General features: G+C 58.2%; 19 protein-coding genes. 2 read left to right on the top strand and 17 right to left on the bottom strand.

Going from position 1 to position 22,871, the window contains the following annotated elements; translation table 11 throughout:
* Nucleotides 1-15: 15 nt before the first annotated feature.
* From KBY75_RS03265 to KBY75_RS03195, 15 genes are all read right to left on the bottom strand, one after another.
* On the bottom strand, nucleotides 16-1,308 hold the full coding sequence (locus KBY75_RS03265) for an NAD(P)H-dependent oxidoreductase (protein WP_255022933.1): 1,293 nt from the start codon (nucleotides 1,306-1,308) through the stop codon (nucleotides 16-18).
* Nucleotides 1,305-1,886: a dTDP-4-dehydrorhamnose 3,5-epimerase family protein gene (locus tag KBY75_RS03260; protein WP_255022932.1), complete on the bottom strand. Its 582-nt coding sequence runs from the start codon at nucleotides 1,884-1,886 to the stop codon at nucleotides 1,305-1,307. Before KBY75_RS03260 ends, KBY75_RS03265 begins: the two co-directional genes overlap by 4 nt.
* 72 nt (nucleotides 1,887-1,958) lie before the next feature.
* Complete coding sequence (locus tag KBY75_RS03255) at nucleotides 1,959-3,290, bottom strand: sensor histidine kinase KdpD (protein WP_255022931.1); 1,332 nt, start codon at nucleotides 3,288-3,290, stop codon at nucleotides 1,959-1,961.
* 3 nt (nucleotides 3,291-3,293) lie between these two features.
* On the bottom strand, nucleotides 3,294-4,022 hold the full coding sequence (locus KBY75_RS03250) for a response regulator transcription factor (RefSeq protein ID WP_255022930.1): 729 nt from the start codon (nucleotides 4,020-4,022) through the stop codon (nucleotides 3,294-3,296).
* Between the two features lie 5 nt (nucleotides 4,023-4,027).
* The gene (locus tag KBY75_RS03245; protein ID WP_255022929.1) at nucleotides 4,028-5,020 is read right to left on the bottom strand and encodes a glycosyltransferase family 2 protein; all 993 of its coding nucleotides are present in this window, start codon (nucleotides 5,018-5,020) and stop codon (nucleotides 4,028-4,030) included.
* A complete protein-coding gene (locus KBY75_RS03240; RefSeq protein WP_255022928.1) occupies nucleotides 5,020-6,108 on the bottom strand; it encodes a hypothetical protein in 1,089 nt (362 codons plus the stop codon). Before KBY75_RS03240 ends, KBY75_RS03245 begins: the two co-directional genes overlap by 1 nt.
* Before the next feature lie 15 nt (nucleotides 6,109-6,123).
* Nucleotides 6,124-7,221, bottom strand: a complete 1,098-nt coding sequence (locus tag KBY75_RS03235; protein WP_255022927.1) for a glycosyltransferase 61 family protein — start codon at nucleotides 7,219-7,221, stop codon at nucleotides 6,124-6,126.
* Nucleotides 7,222-7,229: 8 nt separating this feature from the next.
* Nucleotides 7,230-8,255, bottom strand: coding sequence for a glycosyltransferase 61 family protein (locus tag KBY75_RS03230; RefSeq protein ID WP_255022926.1), 1,026 nt, complete (start codon nucleotides 8,253-8,255; stop codon nucleotides 7,230-7,232).
* A gap of 196 nt (nucleotides 8,256-8,451) precedes the next feature.
* On the bottom strand, nucleotides 8,452-9,216 hold the full coding sequence (locus tag KBY75_RS03225; protein WP_255023022.1) for a sulfotransferase: 765 nt from the start codon (nucleotides 9,214-9,216) through the stop codon (nucleotides 8,452-8,454).
* 128 nt (nucleotides 9,217-9,344) lie between these two features.
* On the bottom strand, nucleotides 9,345-10,121 hold the full coding sequence (locus KBY75_RS03220) for a sulfotransferase family protein (protein WP_255022925.1): 777 nt from the start codon (nucleotides 10,119-10,121) through the stop codon (nucleotides 9,345-9,347).
* Nucleotides 10,118-12,403 carry an N-acetylneuraminate synthase family protein gene (locus KBY75_RS03215; RefSeq protein ID WP_255022924.1) on the bottom strand — a complete coding sequence of 762 codons (2,286 nt, stop codon included), beginning with the start codon at nucleotides 12,401-12,403 and terminating at the stop codon, nucleotides 10,118-10,120. Before KBY75_RS03215 ends, KBY75_RS03220 begins: the two co-directional genes overlap by 4 nt.
* A gap of 33 nt (nucleotides 12,404-12,436) precedes the next feature.
* Nucleotides 12,437-13,747: a DUF6716 putative glycosyltransferase gene (locus KBY75_RS03210; RefSeq protein WP_255022923.1), complete on the bottom strand. Its 1,311-nt coding sequence runs from the start codon at nucleotides 13,745-13,747 to the stop codon at nucleotides 12,437-12,439.
* Nucleotides 13,744-14,772, bottom strand: a complete 1,029-nt coding sequence (locus KBY75_RS03205) for a DUF6716 putative glycosyltransferase (RefSeq protein WP_255022922.1) — start codon at nucleotides 14,770-14,772, stop codon at nucleotides 13,744-13,746. The genes KBY75_RS03210 and KBY75_RS03205 overlap by 4 nt, the downstream gene beginning before the upstream one ends.
* On the bottom strand, nucleotides 14,769-16,061 hold the full coding sequence (locus tag KBY75_RS03200) for a DUF6716 putative glycosyltransferase (RefSeq protein WP_255022921.1): 1,293 nt from the start codon (nucleotides 16,059-16,061) through the stop codon (nucleotides 14,769-14,771). Before KBY75_RS03200 ends, KBY75_RS03205 begins: the two co-directional genes overlap by 4 nt.
* Entirely contained in the window at nucleotides 16,061-16,822 is a 762-nt protein-coding gene (locus KBY75_RS03195; RefSeq protein WP_255022920.1) for a cytidylyltransferase domain-containing protein, read from the bottom strand. The genes KBY75_RS03200 and KBY75_RS03195 overlap by 1 nt, the downstream gene beginning before the upstream one ends.
* 448 nt (nucleotides 16,823-17,270) lie before the next feature.
* Between KBY75_RS03195 and KBY75_RS03190 the strand changes: the two genes are divergently transcribed.
* Nucleotides 17,271-19,142: a capsular polysaccharide biosynthesis protein gene (locus KBY75_RS03190; protein ID WP_255022919.1), complete on the top strand. Its 1,872-nt coding sequence runs from the start codon at nucleotides 17,271-17,273 to the stop codon at nucleotides 19,140-19,142.
* On the top strand, nucleotides 19,105-21,243 hold the full coding sequence (locus tag KBY75_RS03185) for a 1-acyl-sn-glycerol-3-phosphate acyltransferase (RefSeq protein ID WP_255022918.1): 2,139 nt from the start codon (nucleotides 19,105-19,107) through the stop codon (nucleotides 21,241-21,243). Before KBY75_RS03190 ends, KBY75_RS03185 begins: the two co-directional genes overlap by 38 nt.
* On the opposite strand, the gene KBY75_RS03180 is transcribed toward KBY75_RS03185, so the two are convergent.
* Nucleotides 21,244-22,494 carry a beta-ketoacyl synthase gene (locus tag KBY75_RS03180; protein ID WP_255022917.1) on the bottom strand — a complete coding sequence of 417 codons (1,251 nt, stop codon included), beginning with the start codon at nucleotides 22,492-22,494 and terminating at the stop codon, nucleotides 21,244-21,246.
* A complete protein-coding gene (locus KBY75_RS03175; RefSeq protein WP_255022916.1) occupies nucleotides 22,478-22,867 on the bottom strand; it encodes an acyl carrier protein in 390 nt (129 codons plus the stop codon). The genes KBY75_RS03180 and KBY75_RS03175 overlap by 17 nt, the downstream gene beginning before the upstream one ends.
* Between the last annotated feature and the right edge of the window lie 4 nt (nucleotides 22,868-22,871).

The following is a 22,871-nucleotide window of genomic DNA, read 5'->3' as shown; positions in this document are numbered from 1 at the left end:
GGGCCAGCCGTATGGCTAAACGCTACCCCACCTCCCCTGCTGCTCGGCGTAGAGCTGGTGGGCCAGTTGGTCGCTCGGGGCCTCCACATCGGCCCAGTGCACCGGCTGATCCTTAGCGATGGCGCGCTTCAGGCGGCAGCCCTCCACCAGACCCTCTGGCAGCAGACCTTCGGTACGCACCACACTGGCTTGCTCGGATTGGCCGTAGGTCATGTAGCGGCCGAAGGAGTCGAGGGTTTCACCCGCCTCCAGGTCGCGCTTGGCGATGGCCACCACCTCCACCACGGGCCCACCGATCGGTTGGCCCACCGCATCGCCAAACAGCACCGCCCGCGCCAGGCTCATCGGTGCATCCAGGTGGCAGAGGTGATAAGGCTCGTAGAAGCAGTAGAGCGGCCCATCGCCTAGGCCCTTGGCCGCCAGCATCGGCGCGTGGCGCGGGTCGGCCAGCTCCGCCAGGCAGAACACCCCCGGCGCCGGCTGAGCGCCCACCACGAAATCCACTACTCCACCGAGCGTCCGCAGCTGGTCCAAGTCGTAGTGGGTGGTGAGGTCTTCGACCGGACCGCGATATTCCATCCGGGAGGTGCCGCGGCGCAGCACCGTGAAGCCGGTGGCGTTAGCCACGATGCACTGCTCAAAGTTCACCTTCGAGCCGTCGGCAAACGAGGTCACCATCGTCACGTCCTGGTTCCACTGTTCGGCGAACCGCTGCTGGGTGGTCGGGGTGCGGTATTCGTCCTGCAGGCCCTTGATGTTGCCCAGCACTCGCGGGATCAGGCCCATGCCCTTCACCTTGCGCCAGAGGTTGAGCTGTACGCCGGGCTGGTCGCCGTCGCAGCAGCTGAGCAACACCCCCGCTGCCCGCGCCTTCTCGTGCAGGATCGGCCCGATCGTGGCATCCACCTCCGCGTTCATCAGCACTAGCGGTTTGCCGTGCTCGATCGCCGCCAGCACAATGGCGGCGCCGTGGTTCACCGAACCGGTGATGTCGATCAGGGCATCGATCGCCCCCGAGCGCACCAGCAGCGCCGGGTCGCTGGTGATAGCTGGTTCGCCGGCGCTAAGGCTGCGTTCCAGCGCAGCCAGGTCGGAGGCGGCCACGGCTCCGTCGCGGCCGGCGAAGGCGTAGGCATCCGCCGCCCGCTGCAGGGTGCGGTTGGCGATCGCCACCACCTCCATGCCGGGGATCTGGTTGGTGATCAGGGCCACCAGGCCCCGGGCCATCGCCCCGGCCCCGATCACGCCGATGCGCAGGGGCCGGCCCTCCTGTTCGCGCTGCCGCAGGGCCGTGTCGAGCAGGATCAAATTTTCAGACCCTCTGACAAGGTCATTTGCTCGCGGATGCTGGCCAAGCTTTCGTTCAGCAGCGGCCAGGAGGCATCTTTGGGCGAGATTTCACTGACCTCCAGAGGCCAGCTGATGGCCAGCTCGGGATCATTCCAGCGCAGGCCGAATTCTGCTTCTGGGGTATAAAACTCGCTCACCTGATAAAGAATCTCTGTGGCATCGGTGAGGGTCTGGAGTGCATGGCAGCAGCGCTCCGGAATCAGCACTGCTTGGTGGTCTTCCGCGCGCAGTTCAACCATTTCGGTCTGCAGAAAAGTGGGTGATTCCGGGCGCAGGTCCACCAGCACATCTACCAACTCTCCACCTACGCACCGCAGAAACTTGTGTTCTGCATAGGGCGGAAACTGAAAGTGAAAGCCGCGCAGGGTGCCAGCTCGCTGGTTGTAGGAGCGATTGATCTGTCGCACCTGGAAATCCACCCCATGCTCACGCAACTCTTTCTGGCAGAAGGCTCTTGCAAACCAGCCACGCTCGTCGCCGATGGGCGGGCTCGTGACCTTGAAAGCGCCTGCGATGGCCAGGGGTTCGTACTGCATCGGAAGGGTGAGGTGGCCCCAGGATGGCAAAGGTAAACCAATTTACCGTTTGCTTTGCAGAATTGCCTGCACCTAGCTTTGGTCTTGGGCGCTGAGCAGCACGGGTAGGCGCAGTTCCGCTCGCAAGCCTCCGCTTGGAGCCTCAAGTAGGGCCAGTCTTCCCTGGTGATCGAGGCAGAAGCGTTCCACGATTGCTAGCCCCAGCCCACGATGGCGTTGGCGTTGGCGGTCGTTGCTGCGGCTGGGGCCGGGCATGGTCAGCAAGGTGTCGGTGGCAATTCCCGCTCCGTGGTCGTCCACCCGCAAAAGCACCTGGTTGCCCTGGCGCACTGCACTCAGTTGCACCGGCGGGGCGCCGTACTCAAGCGCGTTGTCGATCAGGTTGTTGAGTGCCCGCTCCAGTCCGTCGGGGTCGAGCTTCACCAGCAGCCGCGGCATCCCTAGGCGGATCAGCTGACATGGGTGGCTGGCCACGATGCGGCCGCAGAGGTCGTCTAGGGCGCAGGCCTGACGCCGCTCAGCCGGCAGCTCTTGCTCTCCCAAAAGGGCCAGTTGGTCAGTGAGGCTTCGCAGTCGTTCGAGATCCATAGCCATCGCTTTGGCTACTTCCCCGTTGCCGCCATCGAGCCGCTCGCAGAGGATTTCGGTGCGCAGCATCAGCCGGGCATGGGGGCCGCCCAGGTCGTGGGTGAGGCCGTGCAGCAGCTGGCGTCGCGCGGTCGCGGTGTTGTTGATCCGCTCGAGCAGCCGGTTGATGCGGAGGCTGAGTAGGCGGATCGGCGCGATTCCCTCCTCGGGCAGCAGTCGCAGGGGCACGGCGACTCCTTGCTCCCCGAGCAAATTCAGCATCCGGCTCAGGGGGCGTTCCACCTTTAGTCGGAGGAAGAGCACCAGGCCCCCTAGCCCGCCCATCGCGATGGCCAGGATCCTCAGCAGGGGGAGATACCAGATGCTGTTGCTGAGCCGCTCTGACTGATACAGCCACAGGGACTGGCCGGCCCGGTCCTTGCCCAGGTTCAGTTGCACCCAGTGCCCTCCCCAAGGGTCTTGCAGGGGAGGCTGGTCGCGTTGCAGCCGCCGGTTTACCCCAAACTCCCGCACCATCGCCAACTGCACCAGGCGCTCAAAACGCCCTGGTGCGCTCGGCTTAGGCTGTACCAGCAGGTTTTCAGGCCGCACCAGTACTCCCGATGGCAGGGCGACTCGGTCGGTTTGCTTCAGCACCTCTTCCACCAGCACCGTGTATTTGCTCAGCCGCAGGGCTGTTTCGCTGACAATGCGCGGCTCCAGCAGCAGGCGCATCCCCAGCAGCAGGCCCAGGTAGCCGGCCACGCCTCCGAGCACCAGGCTGACCATGAGCACACCCCAGTCGTAGCCGGCCAGTCGTGCTCTGGGCAAAGTCATGGATCAGCCCTCAAGGGGCGGCGCGCTCTGCGACAGAGGCTGCACCGGCACCACTAAGCGGTAGCCCCTGCCGCGAACTGTCTCGATCATGGTGCAATTTGGTTGCAGCTCTTCGAGCAGGCGCCGCAGCCGCGACAACCGCACATCGATGCTGCGGCTCTGCTCCACATCGACCAAGCTGCCGCTGGCCTGGACCAGATCCTGGCGGCTCACCACCTCGCCGGCGCGGCTGCAGAGCAGCTGTAGCAACGCAATGTCGCCGCGGGACAGTTCCTGTCCTGCGCCGGTGCGCATCCCCAGCCAGAGCCGCTGGGGATCAAGTTGCAGCTCGCCGAGTTGCCAGGACTGAGGGGCAGACACGCTGGCAAGGGCAGGTTTGAGCAGCTGTTCCACCCGCAGTTGCAGCTCCCGAAACAGGAATGGTTTGCCCAAGTAGTCGTTGGCACCGGCCTCAAGCCCCGCCACCCGATCCCGCGGGGCGCCCAGCGCCGAGAGCATCAGCACGGGGAGGTGGGGATGGCCCCGACGCAGCCGCATTAGTACATCGGTGCCGCGTTGCTCCGGCAACAGCTCATCGAGCACCAGTAAGTCCGGCTGCGTCTCGCTAAGCGCCTGCTCCAGCTCGCGGGGATGGCTGAGATGGCGAGCCTGCCAGCCCCGTTGGCTGAATTGCTCTAGCAGCAGGGCGCCCAACTCCACATCGTCATCGAGAATCCAGATCGAGCCGACCATGGCAGTTAAAGCGGGAGGGTGGCAACTCCAAGTTCCTCGGCCAGCTGGCGCAGCTGCCCCATCCGTTTCGGTAGAGACTCCAGCAGCATCTGGCGTTCCTTGTGGCTGCGGCTGCGGGGCAGCTGGTGGCGCCGGAGAACACTGGTGAAGGACGGGCTGTTGAGGAGATCTCGAGGATCCAGGTCTGGTTGGAAATGGTGAATGGCGAGAATATTTGCCAGCTCGATACTAAAGCGACTTATCTCCAATTCTTGATTAGAGCGGTTCTTCATGTTTGTCATAACCCTATGGGGTAAGCCTGAATCCTGATGAAATGCATAGCGCAGGGCCCGGCTTCGGGTCTGTTTCTGCACCACGCTCAGCAGCGTGTTGCGCACCCCGCTAAAGCGGGGCTGACAGGCCAGCTGGGGCTGGTTCTGCAGTATTTGGCTATCGATGCGGGCGGCTTCACTGTTCTTGACCTCCATTGGTTGGGTTGTTTCCCGAAAGCTTTCCGGTTCGAACACCGCTGCCTTAAGACCCCGCCTCCGCAGCCGCTGATAGAAGTCGACGTCATCGCCGCCCCAGCCCGACATGTGGTCGTGCCAGCCGCCGCAGCGGCGACCATCCTTGCGCCTGAATAGACAGCTGCCAGAGGAGCTTCCTAATTTGCTGAAGCCTCGGTAAAAGAGTGCTGGATCACGATCCATGGCTCCTAAATAAGGCGCAATCGTGAGCAGTTCGATGTCGGCATCTAATTTGAGAATGATTTCAGCTTTGGAGTAGCGCAGGGCCACGTTCTGTGCGCGACCTTGGCGCCAAAGGGGCTCATTTTCTAATCGGATTACATGCACTCTCTCCAGATCGAAGTTCGCTAGCTGTGGAGCAAGTTTTGGGGTGGAATTGAAATCCACGATCAGGATTTTCCCCAGCTGGGAGCAGGCCAGCCAGGAAGGAAGACTGTGCAAGACGTGCTCGGCACGGTTGCGGCAAGGTGTGATCAGGTCGATGCTGGTCATCACTCTTTTAGTTCTGCTGGGCTGAACCAGGCTGGTTTAAGGGGCTTCTTGGAAAGCATCATGCTGAGCACCTGTTGATGATCAGCAGTTGATAATGGAAGAAGCGTTCGATTACCTGGCTGAATTTGTGCCATCTCGTCGGTATGGATGGATATGAACTTGGGGCAGTAGAGAAAACGGATCTGCTGATCAGAAGTAACAAAGGATTGCCTAAGTGCAGTTAGCTCGGCACCAGTTAGCCAACTGTTGGCTGCGGCAAGGCTTTGCCAGGAGGGCTCAGTGCAAGTCGCTTTAAATACCTTAGAGTATTTGCGGTAAAGCTTATTGCGCTTGTGGTAATCAAGTGGTAGCTGATTTAGAAACAATTTGAATGCAACGCAGGCAATAGGATCGGAGATATTGGCGTGAGATTTTTTGTCGGGTGCTAGGGTCTCGTCTGGTAAATTGCGTTCACACAAACGCCGTAAGAAATCAAGGGGAAGCTGACCCGATTTGCTTAGGTCTTCGTATGAGTGGGCTTGAACGGGAAACTGGCTGCTCCATGCCAGAAGCTGCCTCCCGTAGTCCCATCCATGGCCATATGAGCGAATAAAGGTCTTGATTTCATGCTTGTAAATGGTCGCAAGGATGAATTCGCTGTAGCCGCTTTGGATATAGGCGCCCCGTTCTCGGAGTACGGCAGTCACACGTACATCAACGTCTTGGAAAAGGCGGCGTATTTGTGCAATGTTGGATTGTTTTCGGAGCCAAAGTTCATCTTCTGAGTAGAGTTCTGGAGCTGCGGCAAAGCCGATACGCCAGAACGCTTCTGAGCTGATGATTGTATGCTCATATTGTTGAGATTTGACAGCGATGGATCTGGCAATTGTAAGCAATTCATCTGTTGAGTATGGTTTTGGGCCTCCTCTGTTGTCCAGCGATCGGGCAATATTGCGGTGCGTAATACCATGGCCCCGGCCTGGGAGCAGTTCTCCTTCGCTGGGGTACCAAATCCCAAGCTTTTTAAGGGATTCACGGTTGCGTTTCAGCTGTCGCTGAATGGAGGTGGTACCGGTTTTATGGGTGCCGATGTGTAGATGAATGGGCATCTGTTGCGGTTCGATTCAGCGACTCAGTGTTTGGACTGCACGTAGCACGGTTTCGGCGTTGAATTGGTTTGAGCGTTGGAATGCAGCGGAGGGGTCATCGGCCACTGTCCGGGATTCATTTAGACCACAATCGAAATAGCCAACTCCCCCATCTGTGGCGCGATCTATGTTTACCCATGTGCTGCTTAGGCTGCGGGCACCCGCAATAAACATTACCTGCTGGGCCAGTTTCTCACCAGGTACGAACATTCTTAGGGTCATGCAGGCTTGTGGAAAGCCTGTAATTATCTCGTAGCGTCGATAAAGGTTTAGCTTCTGTTCGAAATTCAGCTCCTCTGGGCAAATTATATCCACGTTGGGAAGTTGGCTTAGCTGGGCGACTAGTTCGGCTTCTTGGGCGAAGTGGGTGCTGCCCTGGCTGAGTTTGTGGCGTGAAAGGTAAGCTAAACGGCGCTCTGGTTTGCTGATGGTCTCAAGCCGACCGCGTAACCTCGGCTTCAGGGCAGCAACACAGGCGGTCCGTAGATCTCGGCTAGCAAAGCTCCGATCACAGCAGAGGGCTGGGCCAGAAACCAGCTGCCGGGCCAGCATTGGCCTACGAATCAACCTGGCACGCTTTCTGAGCCCCAATTGTTTGAACCAATCTTGCACTAATGCCAGCTTCAAAATGGCAGGGCCATTGCGATTGGGACTGGCGTCATGGAACCAGATCGGCAGCTCGCTGTCTCTGTAGTGATGAAGCAGTTGGAATGCGCGCCCGCCGTCCAAGATTAGGTGACCGATGTGGTCGTATAAGGTGCCTCCATAGAGCACCACTTCATGCTCCTCCAGTCGATTCTCCTTGTAAGGGTTGTCTTCCAGCCTTGAGGCTGGATGGCAGCAGTGGCGTTTTCCCCGCATGTCACTCAGCGTTCGAATATGCTGGCCTGAGGCATCGAATGCACCGAATCCGTATCGTCTCCACCAAAGAGTCTGACCCTTGCGGCGGCGTGGAGGTAGCAAGGTTGCGTTATGCCAAGTTTGGAGTGGTTGACTGTCGCGAACTTCAAAGTCTCCCCATAGACAGGGATGGTCGCTGGAAATTCCGGCGAGAGATTTGAACGAGTGGATCATTTCCATCTTTAGTGACTTGCCAATGTCCGTAACTGGTCGATCACTAAACCAACGTTGAATCTGTGATGACGCTGGAATTCAGCACTGTAATCTGATGCAATTTCAGTGGTTTCCGATCCTATGGACGTCTGAGAGTCAATGCTGCAATCGAGCATCTGGTCTCCGAAGCCATAGGCATTTTCTAAATTTACCCAGTTGCTGTTAAGGCTGTGCCGACCGGCGACAAGCAACAATTGCTCAGCCAAACTTCCAGTACTAGGAACCGGTAAGAAGTATTTCAGCAACATCGCTGCCTGCACGAAGCCAGTCACCAACCGGTAGCGGCGGTAAAGTCCCAACTTCGATTCGATCGAGAGCTCTTCTGGGCAGATGACGTCCACATTGCCGAGCTTGCCAAGAGCTTCCACCACCTCCTGTTCTCCCTCAAAGCGAGTGGTGCCCCCGCTCAGCCTGTGGCGTGATAAGTAGGCAATCGGAGCACCCTCCGGTTCTAGGGCTAGTAACCGTCTCCGCAATTTCGGTGCCAAGGCCCGCTGAGCAGCTCTTGGAAAATCTGATGTAACGAAGCAGCGGTCTCGGTAGAGAACAGGGGAAGACACCAGCTGCTCTGCAAGGAGGGTACGGCGCAGCACTCGGGCCCTTTTCCGGATGCCTAAGCATTCCAGCCAGGAGAGCACTAGAGGATTGTTAATGGTGCCGTTCTCGCTTAGGGCTGGGTAGTGAAACCAAATTGGTTCGCGGCTGCGGCGAAATAGCGGTAGCAATTGGTAAAGCCGGCTCAGATCCACGATCAGGTGGCCGAAATGTTCAAATAATGTGCCTCCGTAGAGCACCAGAGGGCGACGCTTGCCCCGATTTTCCATCCCATCACCGGCCCCAGCCGCTAAGGCATATATCGGTCTATGCCCTCGGAAGTCGCTAAGCGCCTCGATCGGTTGTCCCTTGTTATCAATCCCACCCTGGCTACGGCTGGTCCACCAGTTGTCTGATATGCCTGTGCGCTTTGTGGGCAGCAATCTGGCGTCGGCCTCCAAAAGCAGCGGCCGTGGTGGTGTTACGGCTAGTTCTCCCCAAAGGCAGTGATGGTCTGCGGGGATGGCACTCAGGGGGCATGAGTGCTTCAGGAACCTGGCTGTAGCTGATGTCAATGTAAATATCCGGATTCCAATCCTTTGATCTTACTAACCGGCAAGAAGGTCGATCTCCATTTGCCACTGCACAGCTCAAGAGTCATAGCTTCCATGTATCTAGCGGTTTGCCCATGTAGGCCAGCATCTGTTCGGCATCGGGCCGCACCACCTCCAGCACCTGGCTGCGCAGCTTGTCCGTCCAGGCGGGAGCCGCCACCATGGCTCTGCCCTTGTCACCGGCTTCGTTTACCCGTGGTAGCTGGCCATCATCAAGCAGCAGATCTAAATACTCTGGGTCTGTTGAAGCTCCCAGGAAATTCAATAGAGCTGTAAGTGTGGGGCGAGGTGCTGCGATCAGATCTTCGAAAGTAAGACAGTGGATCTGGTCGTCAGGATAAAATTTGCGAAAGGCTTGCAGGCGTTCGTGATATAGAGAACAGCCCACCACTAGGCGACGCAGGTGGCCAGAATTCATCAAACCACTGAAATCACGGGTGCCAGGTTGGCGCCCTTTGCGATGGCGCCACTGGGATACGATCCTATCCAGTGGATGGCGCACCACATACACCAATTTCAGATTGGGTAGATAGCGGTGCATCAATGCTGGAGCGTTGGTAGAGCTCTTGAGAGCGCTGGCGTACATGGTGCTACCTTCGCCACGCAATTTGCAGGCCTTGCCAGCTTTAAAAAGACGGCCATACCATTTCCAGCCCATGTCGTAGCGCCGACCAAAGAATTTTGGCTCTTTCGGTTTGCTGATGAAGAAGTCGGGGTGGCGAGGCAGTATTGAAGTGAGTGTTGTTGTGGCAGATTTTGCCGCTCCAATAATGATGAAATTTGGCAATCTGCGGCCCAGTGCTTGCACTTCTGCCTCGTGTTCGCCCCGCAATCCGGCCTCAATTACTTTTCGCAATTGACGGTTGAGGCCCAAGACGTTCTCCTTTGTGGGTGGGGTTTGCTGGTGGATTATTTTACGTCAATCACCTAGCCTGATCAGGCGGGCAGCATCGCTGTGATGCGTTCCAAGGGGGTTGGTGTCACGCTGAGCTGGCCTCTGGCAAGTTTATACAAGTCGTGATCGCCGTAGAACAGCTCCACGTCCTCTCGGTAGCGCTCCCTAGCGAGGCTGATCAGGTTTTCGTCGCTGAAGTGGGCGGTAAGGTCAGTCTCGCCAGCTCTGCGCACGTTTTTACTGGGTAGCTTGCCAAGCGCTGGCAAACCAGCTTGACGCATGCGACGGCGTAGCAGCTGCCAGTGGTCTGCCATTGCTTCCATTTGGCCGATGAATCCAGGCACCGGCACGCCGTCTATGCAAAGAATGCTGCTTTGAGGGAGTAGGTGTACGTCTAAATCAGCATCTGCTGTGGCGACCACCACCTCCAGAAAGCGTCGAAACGGCATATGACGCTCCAGCCCCATTCGTTGCATCGCCGTCGACAACGTGTCGTTTTCGATCAGCTTGTTGTTATAGGCCGACACCAAACGATCGAAGGGGTTGCGCACGAAGCTGAAGCAGAAGTGGCTGCTACGTCGTTGCATAGCCTCCACCGCGTCGACCATCGTGGTTTCGCCATGGGTTCCCTTGCGCCATAGGGCATCGGCGGTGGTGCGGTAGCCCTCCTCCGGCGGTTGATCAAGCAGTCGGGTAAGCGCGGCCTTCACTGACGAATTGGCCACCTTGGGCACCCGCCCATAAATCAGCGGCAATTGTTGGAAAAGGATGAAGTGCTCATCCATTGCTGCCGGCATCGCAGGGTTGGCGGCCGTCATGCTGCTACCAAATTGGGACCTACGGCTAGTTGATGCTGTTCCAGTCTCTCTAGGGCCAGCCAAGCCCCTTCCCCATTGTTTTTGTGTCCCTGCCAGATTTCCGGAATGAAGGAGGCTGTCGGAGCCATCTGGCGCAGCAAATTAAAAACATTTGCCCAGTCGATATCCCCCTCATCAATTTGCAGGCCCTCTCCATCTACTCCGCTGGAGTCGGCTAGGTGCAAGTGGGCTGTGAGAGGCAGAATTCGCTCCAGGAAACTGGAGAAGGGCTGGTGTAGATGGTTGCAGGCAAGCTTGGAATGGGAAACATCCAGGCATACCCTTAGACCATGATTGTGGCAGAAGTTTTCGATGCAATCCGCATCTACAAATAGGTTGTGATATCTCTGGCCGCCGAAGTGCCAGGGAAACGGTGGCATGGTTTGTGGAATTATCTCCACTCCGTTGCAGTGCAATTCGCGCAGGCTGGTCGCTAGTTTGTCTAGGAGCGGCAGTCTTTCCTGGCTGCTGAGATGGTGGTTCGCAGAGAAGCCCCCCACATTTGTCACCAGCAACACTTCGCCTGGGCACTCAAAGCGTTTACGCAGCCGGGCGGAGAGGTCGAGCACCCGCTGCAGTTCCGTCACTGAATGGCGTCGATAGTCTTCGTCTTGGCTGCAAAGGTCGAGGGTGTGGTCACCGGTGAATAGCTCAGGTGCGTGTATCACCAACCCCATTGGCACCCGTTCTGGGAGCACTGCGTCGATATCTACCTCCACATCTTTGTAGCTGAGATGTATTTCCACGAGGTCAAGGTTGCTGGCGCCTTGGAATGCCTCGAGATCGTGATACCTCACTGGCACGCCAAAGGGATTAGCGAAGCTGTAGGGCCTCGGGGTGGCTGCCGCGCGTTTCAGGTCGGATTCAAAGAAGCATTCGCCCTCGGCTTTATCACTGCTGATGCTCTGGCCTATTAGGTCGTTGAGCCGATAGGGCTGCAGTCCCTGTCCCGGACTCTGAATCCGCACCATCTCGCGGCTGATCGGAGTACCAGCTGCGATCGGACAGGCAGCCACCAGGCTCTTAGCCAGTACCTCCCGATTCATCAGCTCGCCCTGGCTGATGCTGCGGGGGGATTCCGAGCCCATCGACTCCTCCACCGCCCGAATCCCAGCCACCATGGCCGTGAACTCCTCGGGAAGCAGACTCACTTTGTGGTCGTTGCCCTCCATCCCTTGGTCGAGGGTGATGTGCTTTTCGATCACTGCCGCCCCGAGAGATACGGCTGCGATTGGTACGGCAAAACCCCGCTCGTGGCCCGAGTACCCCACCGGCGCCTCAGCCAGCTCCGCTAGCCGCCGCAGATAGCGCAGGTTGACATCCTTGAAAGGGGTGGGGTAGGTCGAGTTGCAGTGCAGCAGCGCGAAGGCAGCTCCCTGCTGACGCAGGTGACGAATGCCGGCACTGATTTCGAGCTCGGTGGCCATGCCGGTGGAGGCAATCAACGGCTTGCCAGTGGCGGCGATGGCAGTGAGCAGATCGTGGTTGGTGAAGTCGGCCGAGGCCACCTTGTATCCCGGCATGCCCCAGCTATCGAGCTTCTCCAGGCTCGTGGTGTCCCAAGGGGTGCAGAGCGGGATCAACCCCTGGCTCAGGGTGTGATCGAAGCAGCGGAACAGGTCATCGTCGCTGAGCTGGAAACGCTCCAGTAGATCCAGGGTGTACTGGGTTCCCAGGTCTGAGGCCATGTCGTTGCTGTCGCCCGCGTTGACATAGAGCTGGTTCATGTCACGCATCTGGAACTTGGCGCAGTCCGCACCGGCAGTGGCTGCTGCGTCAATCAGCTGTAGGGCGATCTCCAGGCTGCCGTTGTGGTTGTTGCCGATTTCCGCGATCAGAAATGAAGGGGCGCCCTCGCCGATCGGTCGGCCTGCTAGCAGAAGCTGCCGCTGACCGCCTCGGGCCACTGCCACCACCCTGCCGTGGTCATCGAGCAGGGGGATGACCTGGATCTTCTGGGAGAAAAGGGCCGCCAAGTCGGCTGCTGCGCTGGCTTCGGCTGCTGCCATGCAATCTGGATTCATGGCATCGGTGACCGGCCTGTTCAGGTCAATCACGTCGCTTGCCGCGATCCAGCGGCGGAAGTCGCCATCGCTGAGCACCCCTTGGAGAATGCCTGCTTCTGACACCACAAAGATCAGCCGGCATTTGTTGGCCGTGATCTTGTTCAGTGCCGTCAGGATCGCGTCTTCGGCGAAGACGACGAACTGGGTGAAATTCCGCTCGATCTGAACCGATTGCACGTCTATTTCGCCCGCTGTTTCCAGTTGCGGACTCTAGAGCCGGAACCGGGGGGTAACCAGGAGGGCCAGACGGCGCAGCCAGCGGTTGCTCTGTTGCAGTGCTGCCAGGCGGCGACTGATATTGCGGTTGTCCGGCCGCTGTAGCAGCGCAACTTCGAGCAGCCGCCGGGCTTCCCCATAGTCGCGGCAGCGTATGGCGGCCTCGGCTCTACGCCTTAGCTGGTTTGTGGAGAGGTCAGCGGCATTAACTACATAACCAGGATGGTTCAGGTTTAGAAGGCTGTCCTGCGAGTTGTGCCCCAGTTGCTTCAAGGCCTGCAGCAGGTTGGCTGGGGTGAAATCGGTGTGATATCCCACCCAATGCAACCAGTCGGGATCCGGATCGGGGCCCCCATCCAGGCTGTCGAGATCCTCTGCCGTTGCCAGGGATCGCAGTAGGCCTGAGCTGGCAAAAAACGGCGTGCCGAGGTCGTGACGTAAGCCAAAATCGTCCATCACCACCGGTCTGCAGCCCAGGTCGAGGGCGTCGAACAGGGCGGTTGACGACACGGTGGCCAGCAGCCGGCTGTTCAACAGCAGTTCTGCTAGGGGTTCGTAGCTGAGCCGCAGGTTGGTTGGAGGGCTGCCCACGGTTTCCACCAGGGTGTGGCTGATATGGCTATCGACCGTGTGAAACGTCGTTTCATGGGGGGCCACCCGCGGTTTGATCACCACCTCCCATTCGGGTGAGCGGCGGGCCAGCCGCGTCAAAATACGGATTAGGTGTCTCCGCTCAGAGGCGGCCGCCGGCATCACAACCTGTTCGGCGAACACCAGCCTTTTTGGTCGCTCCCCGCGCTCCTGCACAGGAAGGTTGCGGCCTAGGCCCGTGAGCACGCTGCGCTGCTGTTGAAAGGGGGTGTGGCGCAGCAGCAGATCCAGGCGGGCCTGGTCACGCGGGCCGTTAAGGCAGATCAGGTCGTAACCCAACCTCCAGGCAATTGCTTCCTCGAAGCGCTCCAGCACCACCCCGTTGAAGCCACAGAACAGGGGACGAGCTGGTCGCTTGTTGTTTAGGCAGTTGCGGTGGTAGCAGCTGCGGAATTCGGCCAACTTGCTGCCAGTGAGATACACCCCGATCGCGTCGAATTGGTCGAGTCGTCGATCTGCCAGCAGAGCCTGGGCATTCAGCGTCCACACCGTTCCGATCAGTTCCAGGGCTTGGAGCACGCCTTCCGGGGTCCCATCGCGCGGAATGGCGTTCACTGTGATTGTTGCCCCGTTTGCGTTGCTGAAGCGAGCCAAGGCCTGGCAAGCCAGCAGCTGGCTGTCGCTGTCAGCAATCAGCAGGATCTGGAGGGTCATGGCCGCGGCTCCACCAGCTGCTTCAGCCGCCGCAGTAGCCGTTGGGGGCCATTGGCGATGGCCCAGCCCCGATCTGCCAACCATTGGCGATTGGGCCGCTTCAGCTTGGCGAGTCGATCCAAGGGCACACAGTCGGCAAGTTGATGCATGGCACCAGAGCCGAAGAACAGCGGTCCGTTGAAGTCGGTGCGGATGCCGTAGTCACCCAGCACCACGGTTGGCTTACCCCACACCATGGCCGTAAGCAGCCAGGGAGAGGCGATGCCAAGGCAGGCGCTGGCCTGGACCAGGGCAATGGCCAGGTCATCAACCTGGCCGAGTTGAAGGTTGCTGGGTGGGTGCAGATCCTGCTGGAAGTGCCAGGCCAGGGAAGTTGAGGGCTGCTGCGCCCCCTCAGTCGCCAAGGGGGCATCGGGCTGTATGCGGATCTGCCAGGAGGGGCAGTCCAGGGCGATCGTGCGCAAGCGTTGAAACAAGACACCGTTGGCAAAAGGGGAAGGGGGGATGTCTTGCTGATCAAGCACCAGCAGCAGTGGTGCTTGGCTGTTGGCGTGGCCCAGCGGCTCGGTTGGCAGGCACCAAAGGCCAATGGCCTCGCTGGCCTGGGATGCGCTTTCGCTGCCGCGCACCAGCCAGGCCAGTTCCTGCATCTGAGCCTCACCCTGCAGGCAAATCAGGTCGTAGCCCAGGCGGGGCAGCAGGTCTGCCATCAAGGTGTCCCCATACAAGGGGCGAATTGGGCCCGTAAATAAGGGGCAAGGCCGCTCCCCCCTCAACCGAGCCGACTCCAAATGCACCTGCCGGAATTGGGTCAGCTGGGCCCCCTCTAGAAACACGCCAACAGCGTCAAAACCATTGAGAAGGTCGCTGCAGGCGGCAACTAAAGGCTGCAGAGGTAACCAGTGCTGAGCGCTGGCATCGGGACTGATCAGAGTCACCTCCGCTCCCAACAATCTCAGTTCCACCGCAAGCCGCTGGCAGGCTCCCAGTCCGGGCTCTCCGTCGCAAACCAGTGCCAGTTTCATCGGCCCTTAAACAGCCGCTCCAGTCCCCAGAGACCTACCACCCTCTGGCGTGCCCGTCGCAGCAGATTCCTTCCGCGATGACTCGCCACTAGTCGGGAGCGGGCGCCGGCAGAACTCAGCATTTTCTTCCCCCCTTTTGCCAGGGCGTAGGTCTGCCAGGAATTACTACCCCAGCCCGGGGGACCTTCCCTATCTGCCGACTCGGAAGACTGGGGCGGATTTGTCAGTCGGCTGGCCAGGGCAGCAATAAAAACCTGGTCACCTCCAGGAATGTGACCATGGCGCTCCGGCCAGGCCTGATCGAGGCGGAGGCTGAAGGGGTCTCGAATGATTGAGTCGAAATCGGCGATGGCTGCCGATTCAAGAAAGTAATGATTGCCCAAGGTTTCATTGACTCCCAGGTCCGAGACAATGCGGGTGCTCACACCCAAAGCCATTGCTTCCATGGCAGCGGTGGAGGACACAGTGATGGCGCAGCCGCACTTTTTCAGCAGAGTCAGGCTGGGCTTGTAGCTGATCTGCAGGTTGGGTATGCGGCGGCTGAGCTTCTCAACCCGGCTGGCCATCTCACCATGCTGGCGATGCAGCGTGGCTTCGATTTTCGAGGTGCGTGGCTTAAAGATCACCGGATGTGCCGGCCAGGCCTGGGCCAGATCGGCAAGGCGCCTACAAATGTATTTGCGTTGAATCGGGTTGTCAGGCACTGAGGGCTGCTCGAAAAACACGATCGAGGCGGCATCCGGTACTTGGAGTCTTGGTTCGATCGACCAGAGGATCGGCAGTCCAGTCACAACAGCATTGCTGCTGTCCAGCCCTAGGGCACTGCAGGCCTGACAATAAAGCTGGGCGTCGGTTTCTCCGTTTAGGCACAACAGGTCTACGCCGGAGCGATCCATCATTCCCTCCAGTTGATGGCGGAACAGAATGCCCGGATAGGCGCTAATCAGTACGGGCCGGCGGAGCTGATCCATCCAGGCCGATTGCAGCAGCAGCTGGGTCTCTCGGGTGCGGCGTCCATCCAAACCGAGCACAAGGGCATCGACTTGCACAAGATCGGTGCGCAGCTCTCGCAGTTGGCCCCACTCGTGCTGCTTGATGGCGGTGCGGGGATCTATGCGGCGGATCTCCAGCACCTGGCGGCGTGAGAGTTTGCGTCCAGGCAGTTCAAGCAGATGCAGGCTCGTCGATGCTCCTTCCTTCCGCGCCACGCGCAGCAGGTTCATGGCGGTTTTGCCGAAGGAGTCGAAGCAGGCCAGGGCTGCCACCTGGCGCCCCTGCAGGCTGCCCATCAATTGCATTCCGATGAAGTGTGTTCCGATGAAGCTTGATTGGCCCCATTCAACAGGGGCGCTAATCGATCGCAGAGCTCAAGGTCTTGCATGCTGTCTATCTCAGGGGCTAACCCTTCCAGGGGTACGGGCAGGGTGGGCTGGATGAACCGGGTTCCGTGTTCCAGAAACGCTTTGGTTCGAATTGCGTAAATGGCACCGGTCTCTAGATACGCGGGCTCCAAGTCCTGGCGCCGGCGGCGGGGTTCGTTGGAGTTGTGATTAATTCCTACCCCGTGGCCATTGCCATCGAGGCACCACAAGAAGCCGTGCCATGGCATCACGCTGAAAGCCATGTTGGCCTGGCTGAGTTGAAGGGCGTTCACCACAGCATCAATCTGGGGCCCAGTGGTGAAGGGCGAGGTGCACTGCAGAAAAACAAACAGGCCAGGCAGAGGGCCGCGCTCTGCTAGTTCGTTGAGGGCGTGGAGCAGGGCCAATTCTGATGATGCTTGGTCGCCCGAGAGCTCACTTGGTCTCTGCAGCCAACTAGCACCCTCCTCTTCACCAAGGTGGCCGATGCCGGCATCGTCGCTGCTCACCCAGATGGCTCCGACGCTCGAAGCTGCCCTAGCGGCCCTTATGCAGCGTGCAAGCAAGGGAATCCCTCCAACGGGGCGAAGATTTTTGCCGGGAACCCCTTTGGAACCCCCGCGCGCAGGAATCAAAACAAGCGGAGCCAGATCTGGGTTTATCCGGTTCACCAAGGCAGGAGGACTCATCCAGCGCTACCGCTGGGGGGGCGCAGCCTGCCGTTGGCACCAAGGGGGTAGAAGCGCAGCGGATCTTCAGGCCCTTGGGGCTCGGGAGCCGACTCGACGCAGGTGCTGCTTTGGTGTCGCTGGAGCGCGAGCACAACTTTTTTGATCCGGCCAGAAGGCATGCCCGTTTCGGCCGAGATAGCGGCACACAGACTGTCTAGGGGGCCTTGGATCTGCATGCGTCGGATGACCGGCCTACTGCTTTCAGTACATAAATCGAAGCTAGCAGTCTTCACCTGTCGGTACCTTGGTTAAAGGGAATCCGTAGCGCCACCCGCCTTTGGTCTATCCATCCTCCGCAGTTCGACTGGGCCTGCCGGATGCAGGAATGTTCCGTCACGCAACCTTGAAGGCCCTGCTGTCTCCGTTCAGCTTGGTGCGCGGTTCGGGTCGCTGCGGTCGTGAGCAGTTGGATGCCCTGCTGGCCTGGGGACGCAAGCCCAGCGCTCGAGCTGCTGAGCGGCTTGCTGTCGCCCGTGATCTACCCATTTGGCGATGTGAAGATGCCTTTGTTCGTTCCCTGGGTTTGGGAGCAGACTGCCCGCCTCTTGGTCTGGTCCTAGATGATTTAGGGATCTACTACGACGTCTCAGAACCCAGCCGTCTTGAGCAGCTGATTGCCCGTAATCACAGCCCTGACGAGCTGGCGCGTGCGATCAAGCTGCAGCGCCTCTGGCGCGAGCACCGAGTCAGCAAGTACAACCAATCAGCCGATGTACCGGCACCTGTTCAGCCCTACGTACTTGTGGTTGACCAAACCGTTGCCGATATTTCGATACGACTGGGTTCAGGTTCTCAAGATCAGTTTGCCGCCATGTTGGCCGCGGCGCTTCGAAATCATCCTGGTCTCAAAGTCGTGGTCAAAACCCACCCCGATGTGGTCGCTGGCAGAAAGAAGGGACATTTTACGGCCGAACAACTAGCCGATTCCCGCATAATTTTAGATTCTAGTGGTGGTCATCCCGCGGCTCTGCTTGAGCAAGCCGAGGCTGTGTATGTGGTGACTTCCCAGCTGGGTTTTGAAGCCTTGATGTGGGGGAAGGAGGTCTACTGCTTCGGACTTCCTTTCTTCGCTGGCTGGGGACTAACCCATGATGAACTGCCTTCGCCGCCTCGACGGGTTTCCGCAGGCCAGCGACAGCTGGCCGATCTTGTGCATGCAGCTTTGGTCGAGTATGCAGTTTATATCAATCCTCATACTCTTAAGCCCTGCGAAGTTGAAGAATTAGTGTGTTCGATTGGCTTGCAACGTCAGAGATTGGCTGCCGATCCCGCCCGAGCTGTGGCGCTTGGCTTTACACGCTGGAAAAGACCCTTCTTGCGGCGCTTTATGCCTGGTTGCGAGTTGTCTTTTTTGCGCTCACGCGAGCGGCAACGCCATAGGCGGATTGTGCACTGGGGCCGGGCTTCTGAGCAGCTTTTGTTGGCCCATCCTGGTCAAGTAATTCAGGTTGAAGATGGCTTTTTGCGCTCAGTTGGATTTGGCAATAAGATTCATTTGCGAATAGTTCAGCTACTTAATAATGTTGGGATCAGGGCTGCTCGTCCCCCCAGCCCTTTGTCTTGGGTAGTAGATCACCAGGGTGTCTATTACGACTCCACCCGTCCTTCAGCGTTGGAAAGCTGGCTTGCGACTGCTGATCCCAGTATTGAGCAGCTCGAACGGGCCGCTGCCCTGCGCCAGCGTCTAGTTCAAGAGGCAATTACTAAATATAATCTTTCGGCTCCAGCTTGGCATAGGCCATCAGGCTTGCGGCGGGTAGTGCTGGTGCCAGGACAGGTAGAAAGTGATGCTTCAATTCGTTTTGGGGCGCCAGGAATAAGAACCAACTTAGAGCTGATTCAAGCCGTGCGCAATGCGGAGCCAGATGCATATATTATTTATAAGCCCCATCCCGACGTAGTCGCGGGGTTGCGTCGATCTTCGGTTGCTGAAAGTCAAGCCTTGTTGGTTGCTGATTTGGTGCTAAGAGAAGCTTCTGTGCAGCAATTATTTGCTCAAGTAGATGCGGTTCACGTGCTCACCTCTTTGGCCGGATTCGAAGCTCTGCTGCGAGGCATAGAGGTCCATGTTTGGGGGCTTCCCTTCTACGCCGGCTGGGGGCTTACCAAGGACGCAAACAGTTGCTCTCGTCGAGGGAGAAAGATTAGTCTAGATGCCCTTGTGTATGGGGCATTAATAGCTTACCCGCGCTACGTCAGTCGTCGCAGCGGCTGGCAGATCACCCCGGAGCAGGCCATCGATGAGCTGGTGGAATGGCGCGCATCTTCCACTGCTTAAATATGGACACTTTTATTATTCTAAACATGGCAAAATTAACTCCAAATCTAGCTCAAGGGATACTCGTTTGAACTCTTCCAGGCCTGCGACCTTGGTTCAAGTACAGATCAATGGCCCTGTGTTGCTGTTGATCGGCCCGATTGGTCTGTTCTTTGCACGCTTCTGCAACTACCTCCGCGGCTGTGGTATCCCAGTCGTCAAGGTGGCGTTTCCCCTGCACGAATTTGGTTTTGCGCGAGATGTGCGCGTGCCATTTAATAGCTCAATGGAGGAGTGGCGCCCCTTTTTGCGCCAGCTGCTGGTGGAGAGAGGGATTCGCCACATCTTTATGTATGGAGATTTTATAATTCCCCATCGCGTCGCAATTGAGGAGGCTCAGCGCATTGGCATAGAGGCTTGGGTGTTTGAACTCGGCTATATAAGGCCTAATTATGTAAGCTTGGAGCGGGATAGGGTGAACTCCCGCTCTAATCTAAATCAACCATTTGAATTTTATAGGGCCCTGCCGCCTGTGAATGTTTTGCCTGGTGGTTGTCTGGAGCCAGGTTGGAGGTGGCGCAAGATTTGGAAGGCTCCAACTTTCCTTCAGCATGCTTTCACTCGTTATCCGATTATTGAGGGTGAGCACAAGTTGCAGCCTTCGCCTCAGTTTGTCTGGTGCCAGCTGCGCGGTAATTGGCGTTTCTGGCTTTATAGATTTAGTGAGCGTTCGATCAAGAGGAGGCTGCTTGAACATCTCTCCTTCTTCTTGGTTGTGCTTCAGGTCTCTAGTGATTCGCAGATCCAGATGGGCTCGCCCTATCGGGGCATGCATGATTTTATTGAGGATGTAATCAGTTCGTTTGCTGCGAACGCCCATGCCTCTGATCACCTTGCCTTTAAGCATCATCCACGTGATCGTGGATATAATCATTACGGTAGGCTCATTCAGCTTTTAGCCACTCGTTATGGAGTCTCCGGACGTGTGCATTATTTTCACGATGGAGCCTTGAGTCGTTTTCTGCGTGCCTGCAGGGGCGTTGTAACGGTCAACAGTACGGTTGGTTTGCAGGCCTTGTTTCATGCTGTGCCTACAAAGGTTATGGGGCAAACTTTTTATAATTTACCTGGCCTTACTGATCAAAAGCCTCTGGATCAATTCTGGCAGCAGCCCCAGACTAGTGATCGGCCACTCTTTTATCGCTTTTACTCCCACCTCGTCACTAGCACTCAGGTTAATGGCAATTTTGATGGCGATTTCCCCTTTCGGACTACTTTCCCCATAGGTCCAGATGCTCGCCGGTTAGCGCCTTCTCCCCAGCTGCCAGATGCCCCCGTGCCCAGTCGCAGATCCGGCGTGATCCTGCTGCCTCGTCTGCTAGGCCGTTTGGGCTGGGCTGCAGGGTTTTTTGCGATTTATGGCTTGCAGTTACTGGCACTTGCTTTGGGCTTTAAGCGTGCTGCTTCCTGGTTGCTTGCTTGTACAGCTGGGGCGGGACTAAGGGCTCTTGGTGTACAGGTGGTCCTTGATGACAGCCAGCCCAGCGAGCCAGTTGGTGTGCCCTTGGTTCATATCTGGAATCACACAAGCCCGATAGATGTGCTGGTGGTGCAAGGGGTGATCAGGTTGCCAAGTATCACAACTGCCAACCTGCACATGAGCCACTTCATGCCTTGGTTTGCCCAGTCGGCTGCTAATGCGGGCCATGCGCTGATGAATCATAAAGATGGGCGATCGCGCACTGCTGCTTTATATGCTGCCTCCCGCACGCTGGCGGAACGGGGACAGGTGATCCTGGCGCCCAATGGTTCATTGGTTACGCCAATACATCAGAGAGTTTCGGCGAGCCCCTTACTGCTAGCCCGTCGTCATAGTGCCCTTGTTGTGCCATGGACCTTTGTGCAGGAAGGATTGCCGAGTCCTGAAGACTTGCGCTATCGCCCCCTTAGATTGCTGCTGTCAAGACTTACAGCTCCGATTGGCACCATTTATTGCCGGCGAGGGCGTGCCCGGGATCTGCTGCTGCCTGAATCAAACTGTGACGTCGGCAGCTTTAAGGCAGCGGTGCAGGCTTATTACGCCCGCACCACTAACGTTCCCAGTAGAACTGATAAGGGGTGATCAGGCCGCCAGGATCAGGCTGATGTTGTGGCCGCCGAAGCCGAAGGCATTCTTGAGGGCATAGCGCTCGCTGTTACGGCTTGGCAGTGCTAGCGACTCCTGTTGAACCACTGCAAGATTTACGGCTGGATCGAGAGGGTTTGAGTTCAGGCTGCGCGGCACTATTCCTTGACGCAAAGCTTGTAGGGCAAGGATGGTTTCCACTGCTCCGGCTGCCCCGAGTAGATGTCCCAACTGGCCCTTAGGCGCTGTTACAGGCATATGGTCTAGGGCATTGCCTAGACCGCGGCGCAGGGCTCGCGACTCTGCCAGGTCTCCCATTGGTGTGCCCGTGGCGTGAGCCTGGACGAAGCTGAGGTCCGCCACTGTCAGATCCGCCCGCTGCAGGGCATCGGCAATTGCTTGGCTTGCTTGCAGGCCTTCTGGTTCAGGGGCAACGATGTGGTGACCATCGCTGCTGCAACCGCAGGCCTGGATTATTCCCAAGGGAGCAGGTGCTCCGCTGGCCAGGTCCCGCTCCCTTTGCAATACCAATACGCCTGCGCCCTCTGACAGCACGAAACCGTCCCTGTCTTGGCCATAGGGCCTGGAAGCCTGCTCAGGTTCCTCATTACGACTAGAGAGCGCCCGCATTGCGGCGAACCCCACCAATCCCAGTCGATTCACAGGGGCTTCTGTGCCACCTGCCAACACCACGTCAGCCCGATTGTCATTGATCAGTAGCTGGGCCAGCAGCAGGGCTTCGGCGCCAGACGCGCAAGCTGAAACTGGCGTATGGGCTCCTCCGTGAAGTCCAAGGTCGATCGCAATATGACTTGCCGCTGCATTGGGTATCAGCATTGGCACAGTCAGGGGGTTAACCCGTGTCGGGCCCGCATTCAGCAAGATGGTGTGCTGGCGCTCAAGCGTGGCCAGGCCACCTATCCCCGTGCCAATCACAACTGCAATTCGGGCAGGATCTACACCTGAGAGGTGGGGTGAAGCTTGCGCCCATGCTTGGCGGGCTGCCAGCAGGGCCAGTTTGGAACAGCGATCCAGGCGCCGTTGCAGCAGGGGCTCTAGGGTCTCGCGTATGTCTTGCTGTACGCGACCTGCCAACCGGATAGGCAGGTCTTTTGCCCATTCATCAGCGAGTGAGCGAACTCCGGAGCGGCCCGAGAGTATTGCTTGCCAGGTGCTTTCGGGGTCGTGCCCTAATGGGTTTATCGAGCCCCAGCCGGTAACCGCCAGCCGTTCAGGTGGCTTGCGCATCGGGTTGCTCCATGGACCTCAGGTGGTTCTGAATATCGCCCACCGTTCGGAATTTGAGCAGGTCTTCCTCCCGGATTTTGATGCCGAGGGACTCATCGGCTTCGATCAGAATTTCGTAGAAGCCCAAGGAGTCAATGCCTATGTCCTCGATCAGGCGGGCCTCAGGGGTGATCTGGGCAGGGTCAGCTCCTGAGATCTGAATCAGGATCTGAGTCAGCCGATCCTGAAGATCGTCGGGGTTTTGCAGCGAGACTGAAGCAATTGCTTGCCCGGAGTTTGTAGGCAGATGGGCCTCAGAGCTGGGTCGGCGGGAAGGATTCGTGGGGCTCAAGGGCAGGGATTCAGCCTGGTCGTTTTCAGGGTTCGCGCGCATCGAG

The sequence above is a fragment of the Cyanobium sp. T1G-Tous genome (genome assembly GCF_024345455.1).
GTDB lineage: Bacteria > Cyanobacteriota > Cyanobacteriia > PCC-6307 > Cyanobiaceae > Cyanobium_A.
Note: the sequence above shows the minus strand (reverse complement) of the source record. Positions and strands in the feature narration are given on the sequence as shown.

Bases quoted from the DNA above. Each gene is read 5' to 3' on its own strand.
- KBY75_RS03260 (WP_255022932.1), bottom strand. From the start codon at position 1,886: ATGCAGTACGAACCCCTGGCCATCGCAGGCGCTTTCAAGGTCACGAGC.
- KBY75_RS03255 (WP_255022931.1), bottom strand. From the start codon at position 3,290: ATGACTTTGCCCAGAGCACGACTGGCCGGCTACGACTGGGGTGTGCTC.
- KBY75_RS03250 (WP_255022930.1), bottom strand. From the start codon at position 4,022: ATGGTCGGCTCGATCTGGATTCTCGATGACGATGTGGAGTTGGGCGCC.
- KBY75_RS03245 (WP_255022929.1), bottom strand. From the start codon at position 5,020: ATGACCAGCATCGACCTGATCACACCTTGCCGCAACCGTGCCGAGCAC.
- KBY75_RS03240 (WP_255022928.1), bottom strand. From the start codon at position 6,108: ATGCCCATTCATCTACACATCGGCACCCATAAAACCGGTACCACCTCC.
- KBY75_RS03235 (WP_255022927.1), bottom strand. From the start codon at position 7,221: ATGATCCACTCGTTCAAATCTCTCGCCGGAATTTCCAGCGACCATCCC.
- KBY75_RS03220 (WP_255022925.1), bottom strand. From the start codon at position 10,121: ATGACGGCCGCCAACCCTGCGATGCCGGCAGCAATGGATGAGCACTTC.
- KBY75_RS03210 (WP_255022923.1), bottom strand. From the start codon at position 13,747: ATGACCCTCCAGATCCTGCTGATTGCTGACAGCGACAGCCAGCTGCTG.
- KBY75_RS03205 (WP_255022922.1), bottom strand. From the start codon at position 14,772: ATGAAACTGGCACTGGTTTGCGACGGAGAGCCCGGACTGGGAGCCTGC.
- KBY75_RS03200 (WP_255022921.1), bottom strand. From the start codon at position 16,061: ATGGGCAGCCTGCAGGGGCGCCAGGTGGCAGCCCTGGCCTGCTTCGAC.
- KBY75_RS03195 (WP_255022920.1), bottom strand. From the start codon at position 16,822: ATGAGTCCTCCTGCCTTGGTGAACCGGATAAACCCAGATCTGGCTCCG.
- KBY75_RS03185 (WP_255022918.1), top strand. From the start codon at position 19,105: ATGAGCTGGTGGAATGGCGCGCATCTTCCACTGCTTAAATATGGACAC.
- KBY75_RS03180 (WP_255022917.1), bottom strand. From the start codon at position 22,494: ATGCGCAAGCCACCTGAACGGCTGGCGGTTACCGGCTGGGGCTCGATA.
- KBY75_RS03175 (WP_255022916.1), bottom strand. From the start codon at position 22,867: ATGCGCGCGAACCCTGAAAACGACCAGGCTGAATCCCTGCCCTTGAGC.